The following is a 24,683-nucleotide window of genomic DNA, read 5'->3' as shown; positions in this document are numbered from 1 at the left end:
GTTTTATCAATCAAAAACGGCTTTCATAAGTTGATTTTAAAACGTTTTTTTAAGTTTTACATACTTTTTATCATTACGAAAAAGTTCTTAAAAATAAAGCGGTTTATTTGAGTTTTGTGTCGAATTTATTTCACTTTAACGCCTTATTAACATTAGTGTGTTGATAAAGTTTGTAACTTTAGGTATTATTAATTTAAATTCTAAAGCGATGTCAAATAATGCAGGAAATTCAGTATTGGCACTTTTATTAGGTGCAGCGATTGGAGCAGGAGTAGGAATTTTATTTGCTCCAGATAAAGGTTCAAAAACCAGAGAAAAAATCAAAGATGGTTTTGATGATGTGAAAGACAATTTGAAACACAAATACGAAGACGTGACACATCAGTTGCGAAAAAGATTTGAAGGATCCAAACACGATTTAGAAGAAACTTATGAAGAAATGGTTTCTAATATGAGTTACAAAACCGAAGACGTTATTTCTTTTTTGGAAACTAAATTGGCCGATTTGAAAGAACAAAACGCCAAGCTTCAAAAAAAACAAATGGCGAATCACGAAAATTAAATTCTTAAATACTAATTTATGGCTTTTGAAGAACTAAAAGAACATACCGAAGACATTCAAAAACAAGCGAAAGAGTATATCGAAAACAGCCTAGCCTATTATAAGTTATGGGGTTTTAAGGTGGCGATGAAATCGACCACGATGATGTTGAAATTCGCTTTAATTGCAATGAGTTTGATGATGGTTTTGTTGTTTTGTTCTATAGCTGGAGCTTTTTTTATCGGCGAAGCCTTAGATAGTACTGCATTGGGATTTTTGATAGTAGGAGGCGTTTATTTGGTTTTCTCGGGACTTTTATTTTTAGTTAAAGATAAAATCGTTGAAGGACCTATTTTGGAGAAATTTTCAGAAATCTTTTTTAACGACTAACTATGGGAACCAAAAAATATTCGTCCTACGCGCAAATTGATTTAGAGTTGGAAATTCTAAAAGTGGAGAAAGAACTCAATCTAAAAAGAATAGTTTTAGATGTTGAAAAGACAAAAGAAAGTATTTTGCCGCTAAATCTTATTAAAGGATTTGTTGGAGATTATAAATCGATTCTTTCGAACTATTCAGGAACGATAATCAACATAGCAGTTCCAATTTTAATCAATTGGTTCTTAAAAAGAAAAAGAGGCCGTTAAGCCTCTTTTTTTTGCGTAAAAATTGTTTATGATTTTATGCTTGTTCCGTTGGATTTGGATTTTCTGCTGGATTTGAAGTATCCGACGGATTATAATCAATCGCTGTAGTGCCTTGTTTTTTCACTCTTTTGGGTTGATTTTTCATTTGTTCGCCAATAATATTCGACGCTGTGAAACTGGTGACCATACTGTTGAGCATATCGCTGGCAGCTTGAGGAGAGTTAGGCAACAATATTAAATTGGAATTGGTGTCAGCTCCAATGGCTTGTAAAGTATCATAATGTTGGGTAATTACGATTAATGCGGAAGCTTCTTGTGAGTTGATTCCAACTTGATTTAGGACTTCAACACTTTCTACCAATCCTCGTGCAATTTCCCTTCTTTGATCAGCAATTCCCTGACCTTGCAATTTTTTACTTTCCGCTTCCGCTTTGGCTTTAGCCACAATTCTAATTCTTTGCGCTTCCGATTCGAACATTGCTGCGGTTTTTTCTCTATCGGCAGCATTGATGCGGTTCATTGCATTTTTTACTTGAATATCAGGGTCAATGTCAGTCACCAAAGTGTTGATAATATCGTAACCATAAGTCATCATCGCTTCGTTTAATTCGCGTTTCACGCCAATAGCAATATCATCTTTACGTTCAAAAACATCATCAAGAATCAATTTTGGAACTTCGGCACGAACCACGTCAAAAACGTAAGCGGTAATCTGATCGTGAGGATATTCCAGTTTGTAAAAAGCTTCATAAACGTGTTCTTGAATGACTTTGAACTGTACCGAAACTTTCATTTTGATAAAAACATTGTCTTTTGTTTTGGTTTCAATCATAACATCCAATTGTTGAATTCTAAGATTAACACGACCGGCAATTCGGTCAATTAATGGAATTTTTAATTGAAGACCTGAATTTCTCACGCTCAGGAATTTCCCAAAGCGCTCAATGATAACAGCGGTCTGTTGTTTGACAGTAAAAAAGGAGGACAGAAAAATAAAGAGTCCGAGGACCAAAATAACAATAAAAAAAGGATCCATAAAAATATAATTTAGGTTAAAAATCACTGTTAAATTACAAAAAAACTTTAGGTTTGCCGATGTTTAAAGCTATTTTATGAAAAAGATATATTTTACCGCTGTTTTTTTACAGATTACATTGTTTTGTTTTTCACAATATGATTATCGAGATTCCAACCGAATCGGAATTTGTTTTGGTGTGAATCAATTTACTTTAAACACAAACGATTTTCAAACAAAAGCCGGTACAGGTTGGAACGGTGGACTTTCGATGCGTGGCAATTATTATAACAATTGGGATATGGTGTATGCGATACAGTTTAGCGAAAACAATTTTTCGGTTGCCACAAACAGCGGATTTATTACCGAAGACACCAATTATAAATTAGCGTCTGCTCAAATTTCATTGATGTGGAGTTATAAAATTATCGAAAGCCATTTAAGTATAGAAATGGGACCATTGGTTCAAATTAATGGAAAGCTTGATGTGGAAAATGACAAAGAAAACAATATCATTACAGGAACTACTTTGTTGGCGAAAGATATTGTGGATATTTCTAAATTTAATTTTTATCCTGTAATAGGAATCACCGCCGGAGTTCGTCACTTTCGGCTGAATGTTTCTTACCAATATGGTCTAAACAATATACTTGGAAATTTAAACAGTCAAAATTTAGGTTATAATTTTAAAGGAAATCCAGGAATTTTGAATGGAAATTTGATTGTTTATTTATAAAGAAATACATCAATATTTTTAAATAAGAAAGCACAAAGGGTACTAGAATAATAGTGAACTTTGTGCCTTCTTTGTGAACTTTGTGTTTATTTTAAAGAATCTATTGCTTTTTCGATTCTTTGAATCGTTTCTTCTTTTCCAATGAGTTCCACGATGTCAAATAGGTGAGGACCTTTCAAAGCGCCAACTAAACTCAAACGAAACGGCTGCATTACTTTTCCCATTCCAATTTCGTTTTTCGTCATCCAATCTTTTACTATGGTTTCGATATTCAAGGAGGTGAAATCGGTTATTTCTCCAAGAACTGAAATCAATTCTTGCATCAAAGTTGGAGTTTCTTCCTTCCAATTTTTTCTTGCTTTTTCATCATAAGATATTGGTGCCACAAAAAAGAAATCACTCAAATCCCAAAATTCTGAAACGAAATTGGCCCGTTCTTTTATTAGTGAAACTATTTTTTCCAACTTAGCCAATTCGTAGGAATCTATACCTTTATCAGCAACAATAGGAGCAAAGGCTTTTGCCAAATCTTCATCATTTTGTTTCACTAAATATTGGTGGTTGAACCATTTGTTTTTCTCTGGGTCAAATTTAGCGCCCGCTTTGTGTACTCTATTCAAATCAAATTTTTGAACTAATTCTTCTAACGAAAATAATTCTTGTTCTGTTCCATCATTCCATCCCAATAAAGCTAAAAAGTTAACTACAGCTTCCGGAAAAAATCCTTTTTCTCTGTAACCTGATGAAACTCCTTCTGCAGTTTTCCATTCTAATGGAAACACAGGAAATCCTAATTTATCGCCATCACGTTTGGATAATTTTCCGTTTCCAATCGGTTTCAAAATCAATGGTAAATGTGCAAATTCAGGTGCTTCCCAACCAAAGGCTCGGTACAATAAAACGTGTAAAGGCATAGAAGGCAACCATTCTTCACCACGAATTACGTGAGAAGTTTCCATTAAATGATCATCAACAATATTCGCTAAATGATACGTAGGCATTCCATCACTTTTGAACAAAACTTTATCGTCCAAAAGATTAGTTTCAAACTTCACTTCGCCACGTATAATGTCTTTCAAATACAAAGTTTCGTCAACTGGAGTTTTAAAGCGAATTACATAATCTTCACCAGCAGCAATTCTTTTAGCGGATTCCTCAGCAGAAATTACTAATGAAGTATCCAGTTTTTCACGATTATGCCAATTGTAAATAAATGTTTTTCCTTGCTCTTCGTGTTGTTTTCTGTGCAAATCCAATGCTTCAGCAGTATCAAAAGCATAATACGCATTTCCGGAATTGATTAATTCATCAGCATATTGTTGGTACAAATGCTTTCTTTCGGATTGTTTATAAGGACCAAATTTTTCATTCTTTCCAATGGTTTCATCTGGAGCAATTCCTAACCATTCCAAGGCTTCCATAATGTATTCTTCGGCACCAGGAACAAAACGATTTTGATCCGTGTCCTCAATTCGAAGAAAGAAAACACCGTTGTTTTTTTTGGCAAACAAATAATTGAATAGGGCAGTACGCACTCCGCCAATATGTAAAGGTCCCGTTGGACTTGGTGCAAAACGCACTCGAATTGGGTTTGACATTTTATAAATTTTGGTGCAAAGATAATTAGAAGTTAGAAGTCAGAAGTGGGAAGTGGGAAGTTTTTGGAGAATAATTTATAGCATCAATCGAAATCCTTTAAAATCTTTTTTAATTTTTGAAAACGCTTCGATATCATCATTCATTTTTTTGGACAGCGTTTCAATAATGTAATTTTTCACCAAATGGGGTTTGGAATCGTAATATTGTTCCACGAGTAAACTATTGTAATTTAGATTTTCGGTGTCATAAGAAAACAGGGGAAAACCTTCTTTCATCAATAAAAAGTTGATTAAAAGTCGTCCAGTTCTTTTATTTCCGTCAACAAAAGGTTGATGAATCCAAATTTCTTGTGCCAAGAAAACCACTTTATCCAAAACCGAAGATTCACTTTTATTAACATTTTCAATCAAGTTTTCCATATTTTTCTGAACATCTTTAGGAGAACTTAAAGGTATTATCTTTTCTTTTTCAACGCCATTTTGTTTTATAGAAATCACGTTTTGACTAGCCTTAAATTGATTTTGTAGTTGTCCTTTTTCTTTGGCGTTCCTATAATAATCCTCATTCCAAAGACTTCCAATACTCAACCAATTCAATTCTAAAATCAATTTTGTGGATAATTCTTCTTTGTTTTTTACCGCCAAAAGCATTCTTTTCAATGCTCTGTACATTCCTTTTTGTTCTAAAATATCCGAATTTCTGATGTTATTTCCAGAAATGGTGTCGCTTTTGAATAATTCGGTAGTTTGCAAAAGTGATAATTGATTGCCTTCTAATCGGTTTGTGGTATAAACATATTCAAACAATTGTGCTTGCTCTTCTTCGAGAGAAGGAATCACATTTAATGATTTATACTTTTTTAATAATTCGATTAGTTTTTCCATTTTGTTAAAAATTAACTATTGTAAAAATACGCTTTTTTTCGATTATAATATTTTTAACATTGACTAAATTTAAAAATGGTTACTTTTAGCGGTTATAAAAAAACGTCATCAATTTTGGAACAATCGAAGCTTATATATCAAAAGCTAGAACTTTTTATTAGGAAGTTTTACACCAACGAACTGATTAGGGGAATTATTTTCTTTATCAGTTTGGGTTTGCTGTATTTTCTTTTTACGCTTGTGGTAGAATATTTTCTTTGGCTTAAGCCAATGGGAAGAACATTTTTGTTTTGGACTTTTATTGGCGTGGAAATTTTCCTCTTGTTCCGATTTATTTTATTTCCAATATTCAAACTATTCAAACTCCAAAAAGGGATTGATTATAAACAAGCATCTGCGATTATTGGAAATCATTTCACTGAAGTAAATGATAAACTGACGAATTTTCTTCAATTGTCGGATGCTGATTTGCATCAGAATAAATCGGAATTGTTATTGGCTTCGATAGAGCAAAAGGCAAATTCACTGCAGCCAATTCCTTTTGGAAATGCTATTAATTTTAATTCAAATAGAAAATATTTGCCTTTGGCAATCCTGCCAATTTTGTTTTTTGCATTTTTTTATGTTTCTGGAAATAGTAAAATACTTTCTCAAAGTTTGGATAGGGTAGTGCATTTCAAAGAGCAATTCATTCCTCCAGCTCCATTCGAATTTTTAGTTTTGAATCCAATTTTGCAAACCGAACAAAACAAAGATTTTATCATTCGAATACAAACTCTAGGAAAAATTGTTCCTGAAAATGCGATGATTTTTATTGGTGACGAAAGTTATTTTATGGAATCCACTAAAGCCGGAGAATTTCAATACCGAATTGAAAAACCAATAGCAAACGTTTTGTTCCACGTGGAGGCGAATGAGGTTTCTTCATCCGATTATGAGTTGAATGTGGTTACCGTTCCATCGATTGCCAATTTTGAAATGATTTTGAATTTTCCTTCTTATCTTAAAAAGAAACAGGAGATTATCAAAGGAAACGGAAACGCCATCGTTCCTGAAGGCACTCGTGTTACTTGGCAAATCAATACTTTGGCAACACAAAATGTAGTTTGGAAAAATTTGACTACCAGTTTTTCTTTTTCTAAATCGGATAACGATTTTACTTTATCGAAACAAATGGCTCAAAACACAGAATACCAAATTCTGACTTCTAATGAAATAGTAAAGGATTACGAGAGATTAAATTATCAGATTTCAGTAATCAAAGACCAGTTTCCAACTATCAATGTAAACAACGCTCCAGATAGTCTTAAAATCGACAAAAACTATGTTTTAGGACAAATTTCAGATGATTACGGCTTATCTAAACTTCAGGTGGTTTATTATCCTAAAAACAGGCCTGAATTGGTTAAACGTGGAACTATTGCAGTAAAATCTAATTTGTACGATCAGTTTATTTTTTCTTTTCCTAGTTCGCTTCCAGTAGAACAAGGAGTTTCTTATGAATATTATTTCGAAGTTTTTGACAACGATGCGATTCATAATTTCAAAAGCACGAAGTCATCTGTTTTCTCCAATCGTATTGCTACGGATGAAGAGAAGGATGATCTGCAATTCCAGCAGCAAAATGAGAGCATTAATGGTTTAGAAAAGTCATTGAAAAATCAGGACAAACAAATTTCCGAGATAGATAAATTGCAAAAATCCGGAAAGGAAAAAGAAAACTTTGAATTTAAAGACCAACAAAAAATAAATGATTTCATTAAGCGGCAAAATCAGCAAGATAAAATGATGAAGGAATTTGCTGAGAAAATGAAAGATAATCTTGACAAATCTAAAACGGACAAAAAAGACGAGTTCAAGGAAGAGCTACAAAAAAGATTAGATAATGTCGACAAAGATTTGGAGAAAAATAAAAAATTATTGGATGAACTGAAAGAGCTTAACGATAAAATCCAACAAGAGGATTTGATGGAGAAAATGGATAAGTTCAAACAAACTGCCAAAAATCAATCGAAAAGTTTGGAGCAATTGGTTGAATTAACCAAGAAATATTATGTTCAAAAAAAGGCAGAACAATTAAAAGATAAATTGGATAAGCTTTCGGAAAAACAAGAAGATTTGTCGAACAAAGACAAAGAAAACACTAAAGAAAATCAAGACGAAATCAATAAAGAGTTCGATAAAATTCAAGAAGATCTTCAAGAATTAGATAAAGAAAATAAGGAATTAAAAAAGCCTTTAGATATTCCCAATGACAAAGAACAAGAAAAAAGCATTGACGAAGATTTGAAAATTGCTTCAGATGAATTGCAAAAAGATAAGAAAGCATCGGCCAAACCGAAACAGAAAAGTGCTGCCAAGAAAATGAAGCAAATGTCCGAAAAAATGGAGCAAAGTATGGAAAGCGGTGAGATGGAACAAATGGAGGAGGACGTTGCGATGTTACGTCAAATTCTGGATAATCTTTTAGCTTTTTCTTTTTCCCAAGAAGACCTTATGACGAAATTCAAGAGTGCGAAAGTAGGTTCTCCAGCTTTCAATAAAAATCTTAAAATCCAACAAGATTTAAAATTGCAGTTCAAACATATTGACGACAGCTTGTTTGCAATGTCTTTGCGAAATCCAAAATTTGGTGAAAATATTACCAAAGAAATTGGCAATGCGCAATACAATTTAGATAAATCATTAGAGACTTTTGCAGATGCTCAAATTCCAAAAGGAGTTTCACATCAGCAATACACGGTATCTTCTGCTAATAAATTGGCTGATTTTTTATCTGACATTTTAAACAATATGCAAATGTCAATGTCTGGCGAAGGTCAGGGAAAACCCAAGCCCGGTCAAGGCGAAGGAATGCAATTGCCTGACATTATCAAAAAGCAAGAAGGTCTTGCCGAGAAGATGAAGGACGGAATGAAAAAAGGGCGGAAGCCCGGAGAAAAACCGGGCGAAGGCAAAGAAGGAGATAAAGGGAAAGAAGGCAAGAAACCAGGTTCTGAAGGTGAAAATGGTGAAGATGGTGAAGGCGATGCCAAAGCGATTATGGAAATTTACAAAGAACAAAAACAGCTTCGTGATGCTTTGCAAAAGGAATTGAGTAAACAAGGATTTGGCGGAAACGGACAGAATGCTTTAGACCAAATGAAGGAAATTGAAAAGCAATTATTAAACAAAGGATTTAAGAATGAAACGCTTCAAAGGATCTTAAATGTGAAGCAAGAATTATTAAAACTGGATAGCGCTATTCAACAACAAGGTCAAGAAAATAAACGACAATCTGAAACCAATAAAAAAGAGTTTTCTAATCAATCGAAACCCTTGCCGCCGGCATTATTGGATTATTTAAATAGCGTAGAAATATTAAATAGACAATCCTTACCTTTGCGCTCGAATTTTAACCAAAAAGTTCAAGAATATTTCGATAAAAAATGATAGAGTTTAATTACGAAACCGAATTTGCGCTAGACAATGAAGCGGCAATAAGCAACTGGATTTCTGACGTAATAGTATCTGAAGATAAAAAATTAGGAGAAATTAATTATATCTTTTGTGATGACGAGTATCTGCTACAGATAAATAAAGAGCACTTACAACACGATTATTATACTGATATTATTAGTTTTGATTACACTATTGGCAATGAAATCAGTGGCGATATGTTTATTTCCATTGAGAGAGTAAAAGATAATGCGGTTGATTTTAATGTTTCTTTTGAGGATGAATTAAGGAGGGTGATGGTTCACGGCGTGTTGCATTACTGTGGTTATAAAGACAAATCAGAAAGTGATGTGGTTTTAATGAGAAGTAAAGAGGATGAAAAATTAGCAATGTTTCACGTGGAACAATAAAGATTTTTGATCTTCGATTAACGATTTTTGATTTCAGATTTTGTGTGATTAAATAAATACTTTACATATCTTTTTCCTTATGGATAATATTTGTAAATTGTTTCACGTGGAACAAAATTAGAATCAAGTTTTTTAAGATATCTGAAATCAAAAATCGTTAATCTGAAATCATAAGCCAACTGTTTCACGTGGAACAAATATATAAATCAAAGATTTAGTTTTTTAGAAAGTAAATCTAAATTCAAAAATCGTTAATCAACAATCAGAAATCAAATGTTTCTAGAAGAATATGATGTAATTGTGGTTGGTGCAGGTCACGCAGGTTGTGAAGCTGCAGCTGCAGCGGCTAATTTGGGTTCGAAAACTTTGCTGGTGACGATGAGTTTGCAAAACATTGCACAAATGTCCTGCAATCCTGCAATGGGGGGAATTGCCAAAGGACAAATTGTTCGGGAGATCGATGCGCTTGGGGGGTATTCAGGAATTGTTTCGGATAAGACTGCGATTCAATTCAAGATGTTGAACAAATCCAAAGGACCTGCAATGTGGTCGCCAAGGGTTCAAAGTGATCGAATGCGCTTTTCTGAAGAATGGAGATTGATGCTCGAAGGAACACCAAGTCTTGATTTTTACCAAGAAATGGTAAGCGGTTTAATTATCGAAAATGGTAAAGTTAACGGTATTCGAACTTCGCTTGGAATCGAAATCAAGTCCAAATCTGTTGTTTTGACTAATGGAACGTTCCTGAATGGTTTGATTCATATCGGAGAAAAACAATTCGGCGGAGGAAGAGCAGGCGAGAGCGCTGCTTATGGAATTACCGAAGATTTAGTGAAAGCGGGATTTCAATCGGGAAGAATGAAAACAGGAACGCCACCGCGTGTAGACGGACGTTCCTTGGATTATTCTAAAATGAATGAAGAAAAGGGAGATGCTAAGCCTGATAAGTTTTCGTATTCAGATAGTACTTCGCCTTTGGTTCATCAGAAATCGTGTCATATGACTTATACTTCACTCGAAGTTCACAATATTTTGAGAGAAGGTTTTGATCGTTCGCCAATGTTCAACGGAAGAATTCAATCACTTGGACCAAGATATTGCCCATCTATCGAAGACAAGATAAATCGTTTTGCCGATAAAGAAAGGCACCAATTATTTGTAGAACCTGAAGGGTGGAATACTTGTGAAGTTTATGTGAATGGGTTTTCCACATCCCTGCCGGAGGATATTCAGTTTAAAGCTTTGAGTTCTGTTGTTGGTTTTGAAAAAGTGAAATTTTTCCGTCCTGGATATGCAATAGAATATGATTATTTTCCACCAACACAATTAAAACATACCTTGGAAACTAAGTTGGTCGACGGATTATATTTCGCTGGACAAATAAATGGAACCACTGGATATGAAGAAGCGGCTTCTCAAGGATTGATGGCGGGAATTAATGCGGCATTAAAAGTTCAGGAAAGAGAACCTTTTACTTTAAAAAGAGACGAAGCTTATATTGGCGTCTTAATAGATGATTTAATTACTAAAGGAACAGAAGAACCATACAGAATGTTTACTTCCCGTGCAGAATTCCGAACTTTATTGCGTCAGGACAATGCTGATTTCAGATTAACGCCAATGTCGTATGAAATTGGTTTGGCTTCCGAGAAACGTTTGCGTCGAATGGAGCACAAATTGAATGAATCCGAAAAAATGGTGGCTTTTTTCAAAGAAACTAGTGTAACTGTAGCTGAAGCTAATCCAATTTTGGAGTCAAAAGACACTGCGTTAATTACCCAAGGAGACAAGATGTTTAAAGTGTTTTCGCGTCCACAAATCGATTTGGAAGATATTATGAAGTTCGAGAAGGTAGCTAATTATGTCACTGAAAATAATTTGGATCAAGAAATTTTGGAACAAGCCGAAATTCAAGTGAAATATTCAGGTTATATCGAGAAGGAAAGAAACAACGCCAATAAACTGACTCGTTTAGAAGACGTAAAAATCCCTGAAAATTTCGATTACAACAAAATCAAATCAATGTCAATAGAAGCAAAGCAGAAATTGAGCAAGATTCGTCCCGTGACAATTTCACAAGCTTCAAGAATAAGTGGAGTGTCGCCAAGCGATGTTTCCGTCTTGTTGATTTATATGGGTAGATAATTTCAGATTTCAGAGTATAGATTTCAGATTGCATATTAATCTGAAATCAAAAATCGTTAATCTACAATCTTAAATCAAATTGTTCCACGTGAAACTACTTTGCGAAGGCTTGGTATTATTGAGAATTTAAAAAAAGAATAGAATAAATAAATGGACATTTCAAACAAAAAACATTTCCTTACTGTAAAAGATTATTCCGTTTCGCAAGAAACGTTCGATTTGTATTATGACGAAACTTTGGATATGCTAATTACGCATCCGCAACCGAGTTTGGAAAATTTGGGTAAATATTACGAAAGTGAAGATTATATTTCCCATACCGACAACAAGCGTTCTTTGTTTGAAAAATTATACCATTTTATAAAAAGTATTGCTTTAAAAAACAAACTCAATTTAATCAATTCACTTCAGCCACAAAAAGGAATGATTTTAGACATTGGAGCTGGAACAGGAGATTTTTTATCAGTAGCCAAAAATGATGGTTGGCAAACTGTAGGTGTGGAGCCAAGTGAAAGAGCAAAATCTATTGCGATAAACAAAGGAGTGTCCTTCGTTGAAGAAACTAGCGAATTAGAAAATCATTCTTTTGACGTGATTTCGATGTGGCACGTTTTAGAACACGTTCCAGATTTAGATAAACAAATCAAAGAATTGAAACGATTGTTGAAACCCACAGGAAGCTTAATTATTGCCGTCCCTAATTTCAAATCTTTCGACGCGAAACATTACGGAAAATTTTGGGCAGCTTTTGACGTGCCGATTCATTTTTGGCATTTTTCTAAAACAGCAATACAATTACTTTTCAAAAAAGAAGAAATGAAACTGGAAAAAGTCTTGCCAATGAAATTTGATTCTTTTTATGTGAGCTTACTTTCCGAAAAGTACAAATCTGGAAAAATGAATTTTATTAAAGCTTTTTTCATTGGATTACAGTCGAATTTAAAAGCAAAGAAGGATTTCGAGTATTCTTCACACATTTACATCCTAAAAAACAACTAAAAATCATTTTAAGGACTTTTAAGAGGTGTTTTTATAGCTGAAAGCAATATTTATTGTGTTTTTAGAGAAATGCGATTATTTCAAAGCTATTAAAGTCAATTCTTATAGGTTCAAATTATTAAATATGAAATTACAATAACAAAATCTTATGCTTAAATAGTTTCAGCATTTTTCTATCTTTTTGCTAATGCTGTGTATTTTTTTCTATTTTTGTTATCAAATCTAAAATTCAGAAAATTTATCAAATGAAAAAATCAGTATTAATTATTGCCCTTGCTATTTCGATAGTTTCTTGCAATAATAAACCAGCGGCAGAAGTTAAAGAAGTAAAAACAGCTTATGTAGACACTTCGGTTTTAATGAAGGAATACACAGCAACAAAAGACCTTGACGCGAAATACAAAGCCAAAGGAGAGGAAAAAGGAAGACAACTTCAAGCAGAAATCAACAGATTCAAACAAGAAGCTCAAAATTTTCAAGCACAAGCCCAAGCCAACGGTCAAGAATGGGCTCAGAAAAAAGGAGCAGAATTACAAAGAAGAGAACAACAACTAGCCCAAGCCCAACAAGCTTTAGCACAACAATTGCAACAAGAAGGTGGGACAGAAATGGACAGTTTAGTTTCGAATGTGAAAAAAGCCATCAAAGCTTACGGTAAAGAAAAAGGCTATACTTACATATATGGAACAGGAGATTCTAACGCTAGTATTTTGTATGCGGAAGACAAATTAGATATCACAAAAGATATTATCAAATTGTTGAATGATAAATACAATTCTTCCAACAAAAAAGAGGAAGTTAAAAAGTAATATTTTAGCTAAAAACAAAAAACGTTTTCAAATTTTGAAAACGTTTTTTTTTAACCTTTATGAATTAGCAGATTGTCATTTACTACTTTGGCAATACAACAGAATCAATAACGTGAATTACTCCATTTGACGATACAATGTCTACCGCTGTAATTGTCGATTTGTTCCCTTTTTCATCAGTTAGAATAACGTTCTTGCCATCAATTGATCCAACCAGTTTCCCTCCTTGAACTGTGGTTAAAGTTGCAGAACCTTTTCCAGCTTTGATAGCTGCTACAACAGCTTTGCTGTCTAAATTACCTGCAACTACGTGGTAAGTCAAAATAGCTTGTAATTTTGCTTTGTTTTCAGGCTTTAACAAGGATTCGACAGTTCCCTTAGGAAGTTTTGCAAAAGCTGCGTTTGTTGGCGCAAAAACTGTAAATGGACCTTTACCAGAAAGAGTTTCTACTAATCCTGCCGCTTTTACGGCTGCTACCAATGTGGTATGATCCTTAGATGCAATTGCGTTTTCAACTACTGTTTTGGAATTTTGAGCAATTGCGGTAATTGCGCTTAAAGTTGTAAAAAATACAACACCTAATACTTTAATAGATTTCATAATTTAATTTGTTTAATTGTTTTTAAATTTTATTAAACAAAAGTAGGATAATAATTCTTTGGTAAATGTAGTTTAACATATATTTATAGGATGTTTGATATTTGCCTACTATAAAGATCGCTCTGAAAATTAGCAGAAATTTTTTTGGTTTGTTAGTTACGACCTCTGTCAATATTTTTTATCGAATAGATTATCCAGTTTTATCCTTTCGTATTCACAGGATTGACAAACAATATTTTATATTTGTTATTTTTTAATATACGCCTTATGCAAGCTATTTCCGAAGCCGCCTTTTACACTTTAAAGTTTATCAATCAAACGCACCGTTCCGTTTTTCTCACCGGAAAAGCGGGAACAGGTAAGACCACCTTGCTTCGCGAAATTATTCAAACCACACATAAAAATACGGTGGTGGTGGCGCCAACAGGAATTGCTGCTTTAAATGCCGGTGGCGTTACGATTCACTCAATGTTTCAGTTGCCTTTTGGTGGGTTTATTCCCGAAAATTCATCACCTCATTTTTCCGAAAACACTAAATTTGAAACCAAAGCCACTTTGCGTAGGCATTTTAAAATGAGTGGTTTAAAAAAATCGGTGATTCGAAATATGGAATTGCTCATTATCGATGAAGTGAGTATGCTTCGTGCCGATTTATTGGATGCGATGGATTTTATGATGCAAACCGTCCGGAAAAAAAACAGGCCATTTGGCGGCGTTCAAGTACTATTTATTGGTGATTTGTTGCAATTGCCGCCCGTAATTCGCGATGAGGAATGGCGTATCTTGCGTAATTATTACAAAGGAAAATTCTTTTTTCATTCGCACGTCATTCAGCAAAATCCACCTTTATACATAGAATTGTCGAAAATTTTCAGGCAGACCGACGATGTTTTTATTTCGATTTTGAACAATTTGCGAAACAATAAAATCTCTTCTGAGGACGTCCTAAGCTTGAACAAATACGTTAATCCAAACTTTGATTTGAAAGCCAATAAAGGCTACATTACATTGACGACTCACAATGCCAAAGCCGATGCGATAAATGCCCAAGCCTTGGAAGATTTAGAAGGAAAACAGGTGGTTTACAAACCTTCGATCGTAGGGGATTTTCCAGATAAAATTTTTCCGGTTGACGAAGAATTAAAATTGAAAGTAGGAGCACAGGTAATGTTTGTAAAAAACGATTTGTCCTTTGAAAAAAAATATTTTAATGGCAAAATGGGAATGATAGAATCGCTTTCGAAAGAGGAAATTTTGGTTCATTTTCCCGAAGAAAATACCACCATCGAAGTCGAAAAATACGAATGGGAAAACATTCGCTACAAAGTCGATGAATTGACGAAGGAAATCGAGGAGGAGGTTTTAGGCACTTTTGTTCATTATCCCATCAAACTCGCTTGGGCAATAACGGTTCATAAAAGCCAAGGACTAACCTTTGACAAAGCTGTGCTTGATGTTTCGCAAGTTTTTCTTCCCGGACAAGCTTATGTAGCTCTATCGCGTTTACGCTCTTTAAACGGTCTAGTTTTGCTTTCGCCGCTGCAAATGAATGGTATTTCGAACGATCAAGAAGTGATGGATTATTCATTGAACAAAGCTTCGGATGAACTATTGAAAAATTCTTTGCATTTTGAAACCAAAAATTTTATCCTTAACTACTTGATCAACAGTTTCGATTGGACTGAATTGGCACAAGAATGGCGCAATCACAAATTCAGTTATTTAGAAAACTCCGAAAGTTCGGCCAAATCGAAACAGGCAATCTGGGCAGCAAAACAATTGGAAGCCATCGACAGGCTTATGGATCCATCCCAAAAATTCATTCAGCAATTGAATAAAATTTTCAGCACGGAAACAGTAGATTTGAATCACGTTTCGGAACGTTTTCAGGCGGCTTACAATTATTTCATTAAACCAATGGACGATTTGGTTTTTGAAATTCTTTGGAAAGTCGAAGAAGTCAAACGGCTCAAGAAAGCCAAAGCTTTTTATGATGAATTAATGGTGTTAGAAGAACTGCAAACCAAAGTGGTTTTGCGATTAATGAAAGCCAAATTATTGATAGAAACTGTCGTTGCCGGCGAAACGATTTCGAAGGAACGTTTAACTTCGGAACCCATCAAGAAGTATATTCGCCATAAAACCGAGGCTATTCAAGCGCAGTTCAAGGAAGTAAATGTCACTTTGATTGAAGATGAAGCCGATGTGGAACGCTACACCAAAAAGAAAAAAGAGCCGAAAGCACCCAAAAAATCTACGATTCAAGAAACCTACGAATTGTGGTTAGAAAAGAATTCTATTAAGGAAATTGCTGCGATTCGAAAATTTACCGAGGAAACCATTTTAGGACATTTAACCAAGTTGATAATTGCTAAAACCATCAGTATCAACGATGTTTTGCCCGAGGATAAAATCCAGGAATTGACCGAGGCTTTTTATGGCTACAAAGAAGAATCGATTTCGCCTCTGAAAGAAAAATATGGTGATAAATTCAGTTGGGAAGAATTGCGAATGTTTAAGGCGAGTTTGAATTAAATGATTGAACTCGAAAAACGGATTAATTTTATTTATTGAAGTATATTTACAAAACTTAAAATGATGAGGCGTTTCTATTTTATTTGAATCCAGCTCATTAAACAAAATAATGTTTCATTATTAAAATATATCTTAGTGAGCATCAGAACCTTGATATTGATTATAATTAACAGTCTAATTGCATTTGTAATTGTTGTTTTGGCTTTTGTTTCCTATCAAGAATTTTCAAAGGTTTTAGATGATCGTGTTTTGCAGCAATTAAATTCTATTAAAACACTCAAAAAAAAACAGATTGAACATTTAATAAAATCGGAATGGGAAAGGTTTGAGACGATCGAATTCTACAACCAAAATGTTGATAGTTCAATAATTCTTCTTCCTGCTAGTATAAAAATCAGCAGTGGAATTCACGATTTTACACCTTATTGTATTGATAAAAGAACAGCAATCGGTTTTGTATCTAAGACTAAAGGAGGTACAAAAATCAAAATTTTAGATAACAACAAGTTAAAAAAAATACTATTCGAACGAACAGGAATGGGGAGCAGTGGCGAATCCTACCTCGTCGGTAAAGATTTTCGATTGCGATCTCAATCTCGTTTTTATCCTGATAAAATCCCTTACACCCTTTCTGTTAAAAAAGAAAACGTTGCGAACGCTTTTAAAGGGAAAAACGGCAGAGGTGTTTTTGAGGATTACAGAGGTGTCGCGGTATACAGTGTGTCAAGCCCTCTAGAAATCCCTAACCTAAAAATGGTAATTCTTTCTGAAATTGATGTTGATGAAGTTACTTTGCCTTTAAAAAAATTAAGGGAAAGGTTGGTAATTTTAACTTTTGGTATTTTTCTTTTAGCTGTTTTTTTCTCACTTTTTCTTACAAGAATTATTAGCAGCCCAATAAAAAATATGCAAAAAAGTCTCCGAATTATGGCAGAAGGAGATTACAATCAAACGAATGAATTTATAAAAAATTCTAATGAGATAAAGGAAATGTTTGATGCGCTGGCGAATTTGAAAGTTTCTTTACAAGGCGCCGTAAAATTCTCCGATGCTATTGGTAAAATGAATTTAAATACCGATTATCAGTTAAAAAGTCCTAATGATTTGCTAGGCAAAAGTCTTTTAGCGATGAGAGATAAGTTGATAGAGTTTAGAAATAATGAAGAGAACACCCAAATTTTAGCCAAACGAATGTTAGTTAATAGTTTAGAAAACGAAAGACGACGATTATCACGAGAACTCCACGATGGAGTAGGCCCGTATTTAACCTCTTTGAAGCACTATATTGAAAATAAAGTTGAAAATGAATCGACGAAAACGGAAATGAAAAAAATTGTGGATGACACTATTTCTGAAATCAGATTGATGTCGAATGCTTTAATGCCGGCTTCCATAGATGATTTTGGAATAGGAGCAACCTTAACTAATTTTATAGAAAACCTTAAAAAATCAACTACTGTTAGTATCGAATTCGAAGATCTAACACAACAAGATAACTCAAACATTACCAACCATCAAGCCATTAATCTTTTTAGAATTAGCCAAGAGCTTATCAATAATTCTTTAAAACACGCTAATGCTAAAAACATCCGAATTACACTTTCAGAATTCGATGATTTTATTTCTCTTTTTTATTTTGATGACGGAATTGGTTTTGATAGCAGCACCGTCAAATTAGGTTTAGGAATTAGTAACATCAAAGAACGTGTTGAAATTTGCAATGGTACAATTGCAATCCATTCAATACCTGGAAAAACAACTTTTGAAATTGAATTACCCATAGAATTATGAACGAAATCAAATTAATAATTGCCGATGATCATCAGCTTTTTCGAAATGGGATCGAAGAACTACTTAGAAAGTATGACGATATACAGATCGTTAAGAGTCTTGCTGACGGATTTGATTTTATAGAGCTTATAAATAGCCAGTTTGATGCCGATATTGTATTGCTAGATATTAGTATGCCCACTGTGGATGGCTTTCAGGTTTTAAAAGAATTAAAAGCCTCAAACTCTACTATAAAACCGATTGTTATTTCGATGCACAATGACGGTAATTATATCGCAAAGTGCGCTAAAATGGGCGCTTACAGCTATCTTTTGAAAAACACAGATGAAGCTGAATTAATTTTAGCAATACGAACCGTTAGTCAAGGACGAAAATATTTTAGTGCCGAAATATCAGAAAAAATGATCAATTTCATGGCAACTAGCAGCATTAGTGAAAATGTTTTATCCAATAAAGAAACCGAAGTTTTAGGATTAATTTCCAAGGGATTAACAACCAATGAAATTGCTGCTAAACTTTTTGTTAGTTCGAGAACAATAGAAACCCATCGCGCCAATATTTTGAAAAAATTAGAGGTTAAAAATACTGCCGAACTCATAAAAAAAGCGACAGAAATGAATTTGCTATAACACATTATAGCCAAGCCTATCCGTATTTATACGGATATAAAAAGGTTAGTTTCACAGATTCCTAAAGACCTATTACTGATCGTAACTTTGTCAAGTACAAAAAAAGTAATAGTTATGAAAAAGTTAGCATTAATTTTAGGAGTTTTATTCCTGTCAGTAGGTGCATTTGCACAAGAAGGTAAAAATGTAAAAAAGAATGATTTAACAGGTCCTGCTTATAAAAATTATCAAGTTTGGATGGATAAATCAGAGCCAGTGAAAATTTATTCACAAAATAGTATAGCATCATTAGAAGGGCCAGCGTATAAAAACCAGCAACCTTCGAAAGAGACTCCAAAAGAAAACTTAGTAGAAGTGAAAATAGGTGGTAGTGAAAGACAAAAATTAACTGGACCTGCTTATAAAAACTACGGGCCTTGGACTCAAGGGTATAAATAAGTACAAGACTATATAGTCCGTTTGAAATAGCATAAAAAAAGAAACCCATTCATCTCGAATGGGTTTCTTTTTTATAGTGACTCAATCAATATCCAAGCATCGGGATTGACGGTATTTCGGATTTCTTGTTTCGCTTTTTCAGCTTCGGCAAAAGTGGCATAACTTCCGTAAAGAACAGGATATAATCCGTATTTATTTTGAGGAATTCTTCTCGCTTTATACCCTTGATCGGATAATTTTTGGAATACTTTTTCAGCATTTTTTTCTTCTCTGAAAGCACCCGCCATAATATGATACGACATTTTCGACTCTTTTACTGTAAGTGTTACAGCCGGAATTGGGTTTTCGATAAAGAAAGTGGCTTCTTGAATTTTGTTTTGAACTTGTTTTTGAACCGATTTTTCAACCATAATCGTTTCTTGGGCAATATGGTCTTGATAAGCTGGATATCCAACTGCGCCAGCAATACCCAATCCTAAAACAAAAACCGCTGCATATTTCAAATATACGCTTGCTCTTCTTCTTTCTGGAATAAGTTTGATAACTTCATTTTCCTCAATATTTTCTTCGAGAGCTTCGATTTTTTCTTCGAAAATTTCTCTTTTCACTACTGGCGAAACAAAAGCACTCAGTCCAAAAGAACTCGTCAAATAGTTGGTTTGCTCTGAAGGGGTGAAAACTAAATTATGATCAGCATTTAGGGAAAAATTACCCACATTTTTGATGGCAAAATATCCAGTTTCTTGCAAAGCTTTTTTCCAATTGAACACCTCATATTGAATTGCACTTACGGCATACTCATATGAAGTTTTTTCGGCCTGAGCAATATGATTGGCCAACAATCCATCGTTGTTTTTCAGATGGGCATTGAAAGAAATCACTTTTTTTGGAGGAAAAAAGGAATGGGAATTTTCAATTAATTGAGCGGACTCAATTTCAGTCAAAAAAGCTCCAAAACCAGGAACGGTTACACATTGGTAACGGTATAAAAGCTGCGAGATATAAGATTCGATGTTCATAGTTACAAAGTTATACATTGAAAATAGTTATCAAAATTTTATTCACAATTTTTATTAACAATTCCCATTTATTTTTATACTTTTCAACCTCAATTGATTAGTATGACAGACCAAGATTTATTTCATTTATTAGCTCTGCAACAAGTAGAAGGCGTTGGCGATATTATTGCCAAAAAATTAATCACTCATTGCGGTAATGCAACAGAAATTTTCAAAACAAAAACTTCTCAACTTGCCGTTATTGATGGAATTGGTTCTGTTTTATTGAAAAATTTAAAAGACAAATCGATTTTCGAAAAGGCGGAACAAGAACTTCAATTCATAAATTCAAACAAAATCAAGGTTTCCTATTTTCAGGACGAAAGTTATCCAGATCGGCTTAAACATTGCATCGACGGACCTGTTATTTTATTTACTTCAGGAAATATAGACCTCAAAAACAAGAAAACCATCAGTATTGTGGGAACGCGACAAATCACTTCCTACGGAATGGAGTTTTGCCGAAAATTGATTGAAGATTTGGCTCCACTTGAACCAGTGATTATTAGTGGTTTTGCTTATGGTGTCGATATTTTTGCACATCAATTGGCGATGGAACACAATTTGCAAACCATAGGTGTTGTAGCGCACGGTTTGAACCAAATTTACCCCAAAAACCACAAGAAATATGTTTCCAAAATGGAACAAAACGGTGGTTTTATGACCGAATTTTGGAGTTCTTCCAATCCCGAAAAGGAAAATTTTGTTCGTAGAAACCGCATCGTAGCGGGAATTTCAGAAGCCACAATCGTTATCGAATCTGCCGAAAGAGGCGGATCTTTAATTACAGCAAATATTGCCAACGAGTACAATCGCGATGTTTTTGCCGTTCCCGGTAGAACAACAGACAAATACAGTCAAGGCTGCAACAACTTGATAAAAACCCAAAAAGCAAACGTTTTGACAAGCGCCGCCGATTTAGTTTATATCCTGAATTGGGAGATTGCTTCGCAGGCTCGCAATGACAAAAAAGCGGTGCAAAAACAACTTTTCGTCACGCTTGAACCCGAGGAACAAAAAGTATATGATTTCCTCCTAAAAAACGGAAAAGAAATGATGGATATTATTGCCTTGAAATGTGATTTTCCGATTTATAAAATCTCGGGAATGCTCCTGAATATGGAACTGAAAGGTGTAATTCGGCCTTTGCCGGGGAAATTATTTGAGGCGATTTAATTTTGAAACATGTAAGTCATAAAAGGTTTAAATTTAATTGATTTATGGAACAAATTATAACTTATATGTTTTCTTACTAAAACCCCAATTTTTCTCTTAATCTAGCCAAAATGCCTTTGCTAATATTATCTTTTGTGTAAAGCTTTCTATTCATATCAACAAAAGTCCTAATATTTTTTTATGATTTAGCATTTTCTCTTTTTCATTCTTTTCAAGATTACATAACCTATGATTATGAAAAAAAACACTATAAATAGTACATGTGTATTAAGAATAATAAAATAATAATTACCGATGTTGATGTCCATAGAATTTTGCTTTAAAAGTTAATAATTCTGTAATAGTCTATGAAAAAAGCATTAAAATATGTAAAGTTTTCTTCTGTTCTTATTTTAGGAATTGTTTTTAATAATTTGTCGTCAGGGAATTCATAATAAAAGATATTTTGATTTAATTCATTTTTTATTAAATTGACCAAATCTAACACTTGACCAGAATAATCCTTATTAATGGAAATTTCGCTTTTGTTTAAATTGATATTTCCTTCTAGTTGTCTAATATGAAAAAAAGGTATTAAATGACTAATGTAAACAGATATTACATTTGATTTGTTAGAATCCAATATAATTTGAAAATTATATGACGGAAAATTTGAGCCCATTTTGAATTCGACTATTGATAATGGCTTAATTTTTTCATTTAATTTTTTTAAAAATAGTACTAACTCATCATCATCACATGAATGATTGAGATATACTTTTTTCATATAGAGCCTATGTTCTGTAGTATCATTATAATCTAAATCAAAAATAGATTTGTCTTTAGGATAGTAAAGATAAGCGATATTGTTCAAGAAATTTTCAATTAGCATATTTATATATAAATTTAATCGCAATCATCTGGTAGAAACCAATAAGCTTCGTAATCTTTAATTTCTCCACTAAAACCTAAAGGAGGAGTAAAACTGGCTCTACCACCAATAACATGTGTCCCATTAGTCATTTCATCTCGTATATACTCCCAAAGTTTTGCTTGTACTTGAGATTGAGATGCATCTGTAGCCAAAAAATAATATTTTGCTCTATTAATAGCGGTTCCTAATGCCAATGCTGTTAATTCAGCTGCTCTACCAGGAGATACATTTCCTCCGTTAGATGCTGAATTAATTGGCATCTCAAAATAGATGGGCTGAGGGAATAATATTGGAACAGCATTAAATGCTCCAGTAGCAAGGTCGCGGTAACCTATTACAGCTACAATGTTTTTAGTTGCGGAAGATTGCCAATTACTACCAATGGTAGAGTAGTTAAATGCTTGACAGCTAGGAGGCATTGGGGCAGGTTCAGGTTCTCCACCACCTCCATCACTAGGGGGAACCTGTTCAGGGTGGTTAGATCCAGAACATGCCCACCAAGTATATAACAGTGTTTCTCTTCCTGTTTCAAGATCGATTGAGAACCTGCCCCATAATTGACATTCGACAGCACTGGTTTTTGATGTTTTTGAAGGCTCTTTATATGCTGATTTTTCTTTATTTAGAATTAATTTATTGTTTATGTCATATAAGTGAAAACTATCTTTATTATAGCCATAACTATTTGTAGCAATAAATACTTTTAAATTATAATCGAAAGTGTTGTTCGATTTATTTTTGGTTACAAGAAGAAATGGATATAAATATTTTGATGAATTTGGATTTTTTAATCTCTTAATCAAAATGGGCTTGTTTGATAAAATTGGAATAGATAAGGTGTCGTTTTCAAAATAACCCTTTTCCCAATCTATTTCATTCGAAAAATACAAATTAGTTTTTAATTTAATTGGTGTGTTACTAAAATGTTATCTAGCCAGATTGATATTAATTAAATCAGCTTTGGCTTCACTAGCTGGATCTTCATTTGTACAGGAATTTAAGAATAACAAAGCGTAAACACTCATAAGTGTTACAATAAAAAAGACTTTTTTCATAATTATTTGGTTAAAGTTGTGAAGACTCTATTTCAGCAGCCTTACCAAAAGTATGAAATAAAAATTTATAACTTACCTTAGTAGGTGTTTTTTATGTTCTTTTTTATTACGGAACTCAAAAGCGTGATTCGACCTTTGCCGGGGAAAATGTTCGAGGCGATAAAAGATGATTACACTTGTAGAATAGTTACAAAACATTTGACACAAATTTTGACAAATTAATCTGTGCTAATTTGTGACCCGAGCGATAGAACAGGCAAAGCAAATCTGTGTCATAAATTGAATTCTTATTCAAACCCCAATTTTTCTCTCACTCTTCCTAAAACACCATTAGCTACAACTCCTGCTTTTTCTGCACCAATTTTCAATAAAGCATCTACTTCGGCGAGGTTGTTCATATAGTAATTGTATTGCTCTCTTTCTACTTTGAATTTTTCTATAATCAATTCAAATAAGGCTTGTTTGGCATGACCGTAACCATAATTTCCAGCCAAATAATTTTCTCTCATTGTTGTGATTTGCGCTGCATTTGCCAATAAAGAATAAAGTGCAAATGCATTGCAAGTATCTGGATTTTTAGGTGCTTCAAGTGGAGTACTGTCCGTTTCGATACTCATTATTTGTTTGCGTAAGGCCTTGTCTTCAAGGAAAATATTGATGTAATTATTGGCCGATTTGCTCATTTTTCCACCATTAGTTCCTGGAACATACATCGTGTCTTTTTGGATTATGGCTTCAGGAATTACAAAAGTTTCCCCCATTTGATGGTTGAAACGGGAAGCTACATCACGGGTTATTTCTAAATGTTGCAATTGGTCTTTTCCAACTGGAACAAATTGGGCGTCATACAATAAAATATCGGCAGCCATAAGCATTGGATAGGAAAACAAACCCGCATTGACGTCTTCCAATCTATCGGCTTTGTCCTTGAAAGAATGTGCTAATGTCAATCTTTGGAAAGGAAAAAAACAACTCAAATACCAAGACAATTCGGCTGTTTGTGGCACATCGGACTGACGATAAAAAACCACTTTTTCTACATTCAAACCGCAGGCAAGCCAAGCCGCTGCAGTACTGTAGGTGTTTGCTCTTAATGTCTTTCCGTCTTTTATTTGGGTTATCGAATGCAAATCGGCAATGAAAAGAAAAGATTCGTTTGCAGGATTATTTGATAATTCAATTGCAGGTATGATTGCACCAAGTAAGTTTCCTAAATGTGGAGTTCCCGTACTCTGAACTCCGGTGAGTATTTTTGCCATTGTAA

The 24,683-nt window shown here is 33.9% G+C and carries 22 protein-coding genes; 14 read left to right on the top strand and 8 right to left on the bottom strand.

Translation table 11 applies throughout. The features are described 5' to 3' along the window. Positions 1–208: 208 nt before the first annotated feature. Genes E1750_RS10815 through E1750_RS10805 form a run of 3 tightly spaced genes read left to right on the top strand, consistent with a single transcriptional unit; the run spans position 209 to position 1,188 of the window. Positions 209–562: a YtxH domain-containing protein gene (locus E1750_RS10815; RefSeq protein ID WP_133276791.1), complete on the top strand. Its 354-nt coding sequence runs from the start codon at positions 209–211 to the stop codon at positions 560–562. An 18-nt stretch (positions 563–580) separates the two neighbouring features. Beyond that, positions 581–931: a competence protein gene (locus tag E1750_RS10810; protein WP_133276790.1), complete on the top strand. Its 351-nt coding sequence runs from the start codon at positions 581–583 to the stop codon at positions 929–931. Positions 932–933: 2 nt separating this feature from the next. Further along, on the top strand, positions 934–1,188 hold the full coding sequence (locus tag E1750_RS10805; protein WP_133276789.1) for a DUF6327 family protein: 255 nt from the start codon (positions 934–936) through the stop codon (positions 1,186–1,188). 34 nt (positions 1,189–1,222) lie between these two features. On the opposite strand, the gene E1750_RS10800 is transcribed toward E1750_RS10805, so the two are convergent. Next, complete coding sequence (locus E1750_RS10800; RefSeq protein WP_133276788.1) at positions 1,223–2,224, bottom strand: SPFH domain-containing protein; 1,002 nt, start codon at positions 2,222–2,224, stop codon at positions 1,223–1,225. Between the two features lie 76 nt (positions 2,225–2,300). On the opposite strand from E1750_RS10800, the gene E1750_RS10795 reads away from it, so the two are divergent. After that, complete coding sequence (locus E1750_RS10795) at positions 2,301–2,939, top strand: outer membrane beta-barrel protein (protein ID WP_133276787.1); 639 nt, start codon at positions 2,301–2,303, stop codon at positions 2,937–2,939. A gap of 86 nt (positions 2,940–3,025) precedes the next feature. Here the strand turns inward: E1750_RS10795 and gltX are convergent, their stop codons facing one another. Together gltX and E1750_RS10785 are read right to left on the bottom strand one after the other, a co-directional pair. Then, the gene (gltX, locus tag E1750_RS10790) at positions 3,026–4,537 is read right to left on the bottom strand and encodes a glutamate--tRNA ligase (protein ID WP_133276786.1); all 1,512 of its coding nucleotides are present in this window, start codon (positions 4,535–4,537) and stop codon (positions 3,026–3,028) included. A gap of 75 nt (positions 4,538–4,612) precedes the next feature. Continuing rightward, positions 4,613–5,422 carry a Fic family protein gene (locus E1750_RS10785; RefSeq protein ID WP_133276785.1) on the bottom strand — a complete coding sequence of 270 codons (810 nt, stop codon included), beginning with the start codon at positions 5,420–5,422 and terminating at the stop codon, positions 4,613–4,615. 75 nt (positions 5,423–5,497) lie between these two features. On the opposite strand from E1750_RS10785, the gene E1750_RS10780 reads away from it, so the two are divergent. The 5 genes from E1750_RS10780 (at position 5,498) to E1750_RS10760 (ending at position 13,223) form a co-directional block, all read left to right on the top strand. Next, positions 5,498–8,854 (top strand): DUF4175 family protein, encoded by a 3,357-nt coding sequence (locus E1750_RS10780; RefSeq protein ID WP_227873875.1) that lies wholly within the window; start codon positions 5,498–5,500, stop codon positions 8,852–8,854. Further along, positions 8,851–9,270, top strand: coding sequence for an rRNA maturation RNase YbeY (ybeY, locus tag E1750_RS10775; protein ID WP_133276784.1), 420 nt, complete (start codon positions 8,851–8,853; stop codon positions 9,268–9,270). The genes E1750_RS10780 and ybeY overlap by 4 nt, the downstream gene beginning before the upstream one ends. 273 nt (positions 9,271–9,543) lie before the next feature. Continuing rightward, positions 9,544–11,415, top strand: coding sequence for a tRNA uridine-5-carboxymethylaminomethyl(34) synthesis enzyme MnmG (mnmG, locus tag E1750_RS10770; protein WP_133276783.1), 1,872 nt, complete (start codon positions 9,544–9,546; stop codon positions 11,413–11,415). A 150-nt stretch (positions 11,416–11,565) separates the two neighbouring features. After that, positions 11,566–12,414 (top strand): class I SAM-dependent methyltransferase, encoded by an 849-nt coding sequence (locus E1750_RS10765; RefSeq protein ID WP_133276782.1) that lies wholly within the window; start codon positions 11,566–11,568, stop codon positions 12,412–12,414. A gap of 245 nt (positions 12,415–12,659) precedes the next feature. Next, positions 12,660–13,223 (top strand): OmpH family outer membrane protein, encoded by a 564-nt coding sequence (locus tag E1750_RS10760; RefSeq protein ID WP_133276781.1) that lies wholly within the window; start codon positions 12,660–12,662, stop codon positions 13,221–13,223. 82 nt (positions 13,224–13,305) lie between these two features. Here the strand turns inward: E1750_RS10760 and E1750_RS10755 are convergent, their stop codons facing one another. Continuing rightward, on the bottom strand, positions 13,306–13,824 hold the full coding sequence (locus E1750_RS10755; RefSeq protein ID WP_133276780.1) for a fasciclin domain-containing protein: 519 nt from the start codon (positions 13,822–13,824) through the stop codon (positions 13,306–13,308). 267 nt (positions 13,825–14,091) lie between these two features. Here E1750_RS10755 and E1750_RS10750 point away from each other — a divergent pair, with 267 nt between their 5' ends. The 4 genes from E1750_RS10750 to E1750_RS10735 all read left to right on the top strand — a co-directional run bounded on the left by E1750_RS10750 (position 14,092) and on the right by E1750_RS10735 (position 19,217). After that, complete coding sequence (locus E1750_RS10750; RefSeq protein WP_133276779.1) at positions 14,092–16,359, top strand: helix-turn-helix domain-containing protein; 2,268 nt, start codon at positions 14,092–14,094, stop codon at positions 16,357–16,359. Positions 16,360–16,494: 135 nt separating this feature from the next. Further along, positions 16,495–18,150, top strand: a complete 1,656-nt coding sequence (locus E1750_RS10745; RefSeq protein ID WP_133276778.1) for a sensor histidine kinase — start codon at positions 16,495–16,497, stop codon at positions 18,148–18,150. After that, on the top strand, positions 18,147–18,779 hold the full coding sequence (locus E1750_RS10740) for a response regulator (RefSeq protein WP_133276777.1): 633 nt from the start codon (positions 18,147–18,149) through the stop codon (positions 18,777–18,779). Before E1750_RS10745 ends, E1750_RS10740 begins: the two co-directional genes overlap by 4 nt. 114 nt (positions 18,780–18,893) lie before the next feature. Next, a complete protein-coding gene (locus tag E1750_RS10735) occupies positions 18,894–19,217 on the top strand; it encodes a hypothetical protein (protein ID WP_133276776.1) in 324 nt (107 codons plus the stop codon). Between the two features lie 71 nt (positions 19,218–19,288). Here E1750_RS10735 and E1750_RS10730 read toward each other — a convergent pair whose 3' ends face one another. Next, positions 19,289–20,236: an HU domain-containing protein gene (locus tag E1750_RS10730; RefSeq protein WP_133276775.1), complete on the bottom strand. Its 948-nt coding sequence runs from the start codon at positions 20,234–20,236 to the stop codon at positions 19,289–19,291. A 102-nt stretch (positions 20,237–20,338) separates the two neighbouring features. Here E1750_RS10730 and dprA point away from each other — a divergent pair, with 102 nt between their 5' ends. Continuing rightward, positions 20,339–21,451, top strand: coding sequence for a DNA-processing protein DprA (gene dprA / locus E1750_RS10725; RefSeq protein WP_133276774.1), 1,113 nt, complete (start codon positions 20,339–20,341; stop codon positions 21,449–21,451). A gap of 319 nt (positions 21,452–21,770) precedes the next feature. On the opposite strand, the gene E1750_RS10720 is transcribed toward dprA, so the two are convergent. The 3 genes from E1750_RS10720 to trpS form a co-directional block, all read right to left on the bottom strand. After that, positions 21,771–22,322 (bottom strand): hypothetical protein, encoded by a 552-nt coding sequence (locus E1750_RS10720; RefSeq protein WP_133276773.1) that lies wholly within the window; start codon positions 22,320–22,322, stop codon positions 21,771–21,773. Between the two features lie 14 nt (positions 22,323–22,336). Beyond that, positions 22,337–23,254 carry a hypothetical protein gene (locus E1750_RS10715; RefSeq protein ID WP_133276772.1) on the bottom strand — a complete coding sequence of 306 codons (918 nt, stop codon included), beginning with the start codon at positions 23,252–23,254 and terminating at the stop codon, positions 22,337–22,339. Positions 23,255–23,706: 452 nt separating this feature from the next. Then, the gene (trpS, locus tag E1750_RS10710; protein ID WP_133276771.1) at positions 23,707–24,678 is read right to left on the bottom strand and encodes a tryptophan--tRNA ligase; all 972 of its coding nucleotides are present in this window, start codon (positions 24,676–24,678) and stop codon (positions 23,707–23,709) included. Positions 24,679–24,683 lie beyond the last annotated feature (5 nt).

Origin of the sequence: Flavobacterium nackdongense, assembly GCF_004355225.1 — a bacterium.
GTDB classification, from domain to species: Bacteria; Bacteroidota; Bacteroidia; order Flavobacteriales; family Flavobacteriaceae; genus Flavobacterium; species Flavobacterium nackdongense.
This window is presented reverse-complemented; position numbering and strand designations above follow the sequence as displayed.

Excerpts from the sequence above, each read along its gene's own strand:
- E1750_RS10815 (WP_133276791.1), top strand. The coding sequence starts at position 209 with ATGTCAAATAATGCAGGAAATTCAGTATTGGCACTTTTATTAGGTGCA.
- E1750_RS10720 (WP_133276773.1), bottom strand. The coding sequence starts at position 22,322 with ATGCTAATTGAAAATTTCTTGAACAATATCGCTTATCTTTACTATCCT.
- E1750_RS10765 (WP_133276782.1), top strand. The coding sequence starts at position 11,566 with ATGGACATTTCAAACAAAAAACATTTCCTTACTGTAAAAGATTATTCC.
- E1750_RS10785 (WP_133276785.1), bottom strand. The coding sequence starts at position 5,422 with ATGGAAAAACTAATCGAATTATTAAAAAAGTATAAATCATTAAATGTG.
- E1750_RS10740 (WP_133276777.1), top strand. The coding sequence starts at position 18,147 with ATGAACGAAATCAAATTAATAATTGCCGATGATCATCAGCTTTTTCGA.
- dprA (WP_133276774.1), top strand. The coding sequence starts at position 20,339 with ATGACAGACCAAGATTTATTTCATTTATTAGCTCTGCAACAAGTAGAA.
- ybeY (WP_133276784.1), top strand. The coding sequence starts at position 8,851 with ATGATAGAGTTTAATTACGAAACCGAATTTGCGCTAGACAATGAAGCG.
- E1750_RS10750 (WP_133276779.1), top strand. The coding sequence starts at position 14,092 with ATGCAAGCTATTTCCGAAGCCGCCTTTTACACTTTAAAGTTTATCAAT.
- E1750_RS10735 (WP_133276776.1), top strand. The coding sequence starts at position 18,894 with ATGAAAAAGTTAGCATTAATTTTAGGAGTTTTATTCCTGTCAGTAGGT.
- mnmG (WP_133276783.1), top strand. The coding sequence starts at position 9,544 with ATGTTTCTAGAAGAATATGATGTAATTGTGGTTGGTGCAGGTCACGCA.
- E1750_RS10760 (WP_133276781.1), top strand. The coding sequence starts at position 12,660 with ATGAAAAAATCAGTATTAATTATTGCCCTTGCTATTTCGATAGTTTCT.
- gltX (WP_133276786.1), bottom strand. The coding sequence starts at position 4,537 with ATGTCAAACCCAATTCGAGTGCGTTTTGCACCAAGTCCAACGGGACCT.
- E1750_RS10730 (WP_133276775.1), bottom strand. The coding sequence starts at position 20,236 with ATGAACATCGAATCTTATATCTCGCAGCTTTTATACCGTTACCAATGT.
- E1750_RS10755 (WP_133276780.1), bottom strand. The coding sequence starts at position 13,824 with ATGAAATCTATTAAAGTATTAGGTGTTGTATTTTTTACAACTTTAAGC.
- E1750_RS10800 (WP_133276788.1), bottom strand. The coding sequence starts at position 2,224 with ATGGATCCTTTTTTTATTGTTATTTTGGTCCTCGGACTCTTTATTTTT.
- E1750_RS10780 (WP_227873875.1), top strand. The coding sequence starts at position 5,498 with ATGGTTACTTTTAGCGGTTATAAAAAAACGTCATCAATTTTGGAACAA.
- E1750_RS10795 (WP_133276787.1), top strand. The coding sequence starts at position 2,301 with ATGAAAAAGATATATTTTACCGCTGTTTTTTTACAGATTACATTGTTT.
- trpS (WP_133276771.1), bottom strand. The coding sequence starts at position 24,678 with ATGGCAAAAATACTCACCGGAGTTCAGAGTACGGGAACTCCACATTTA.
- E1750_RS10810 (WP_133276790.1), top strand. The coding sequence starts at position 581 with ATGGCTTTTGAAGAACTAAAAGAACATACCGAAGACATTCAAAAACAA.
- E1750_RS10805 (WP_133276789.1), top strand. The coding sequence starts at position 934 with ATGGGAACCAAAAAATATTCGTCCTACGCGCAAATTGATTTAGAGTTG.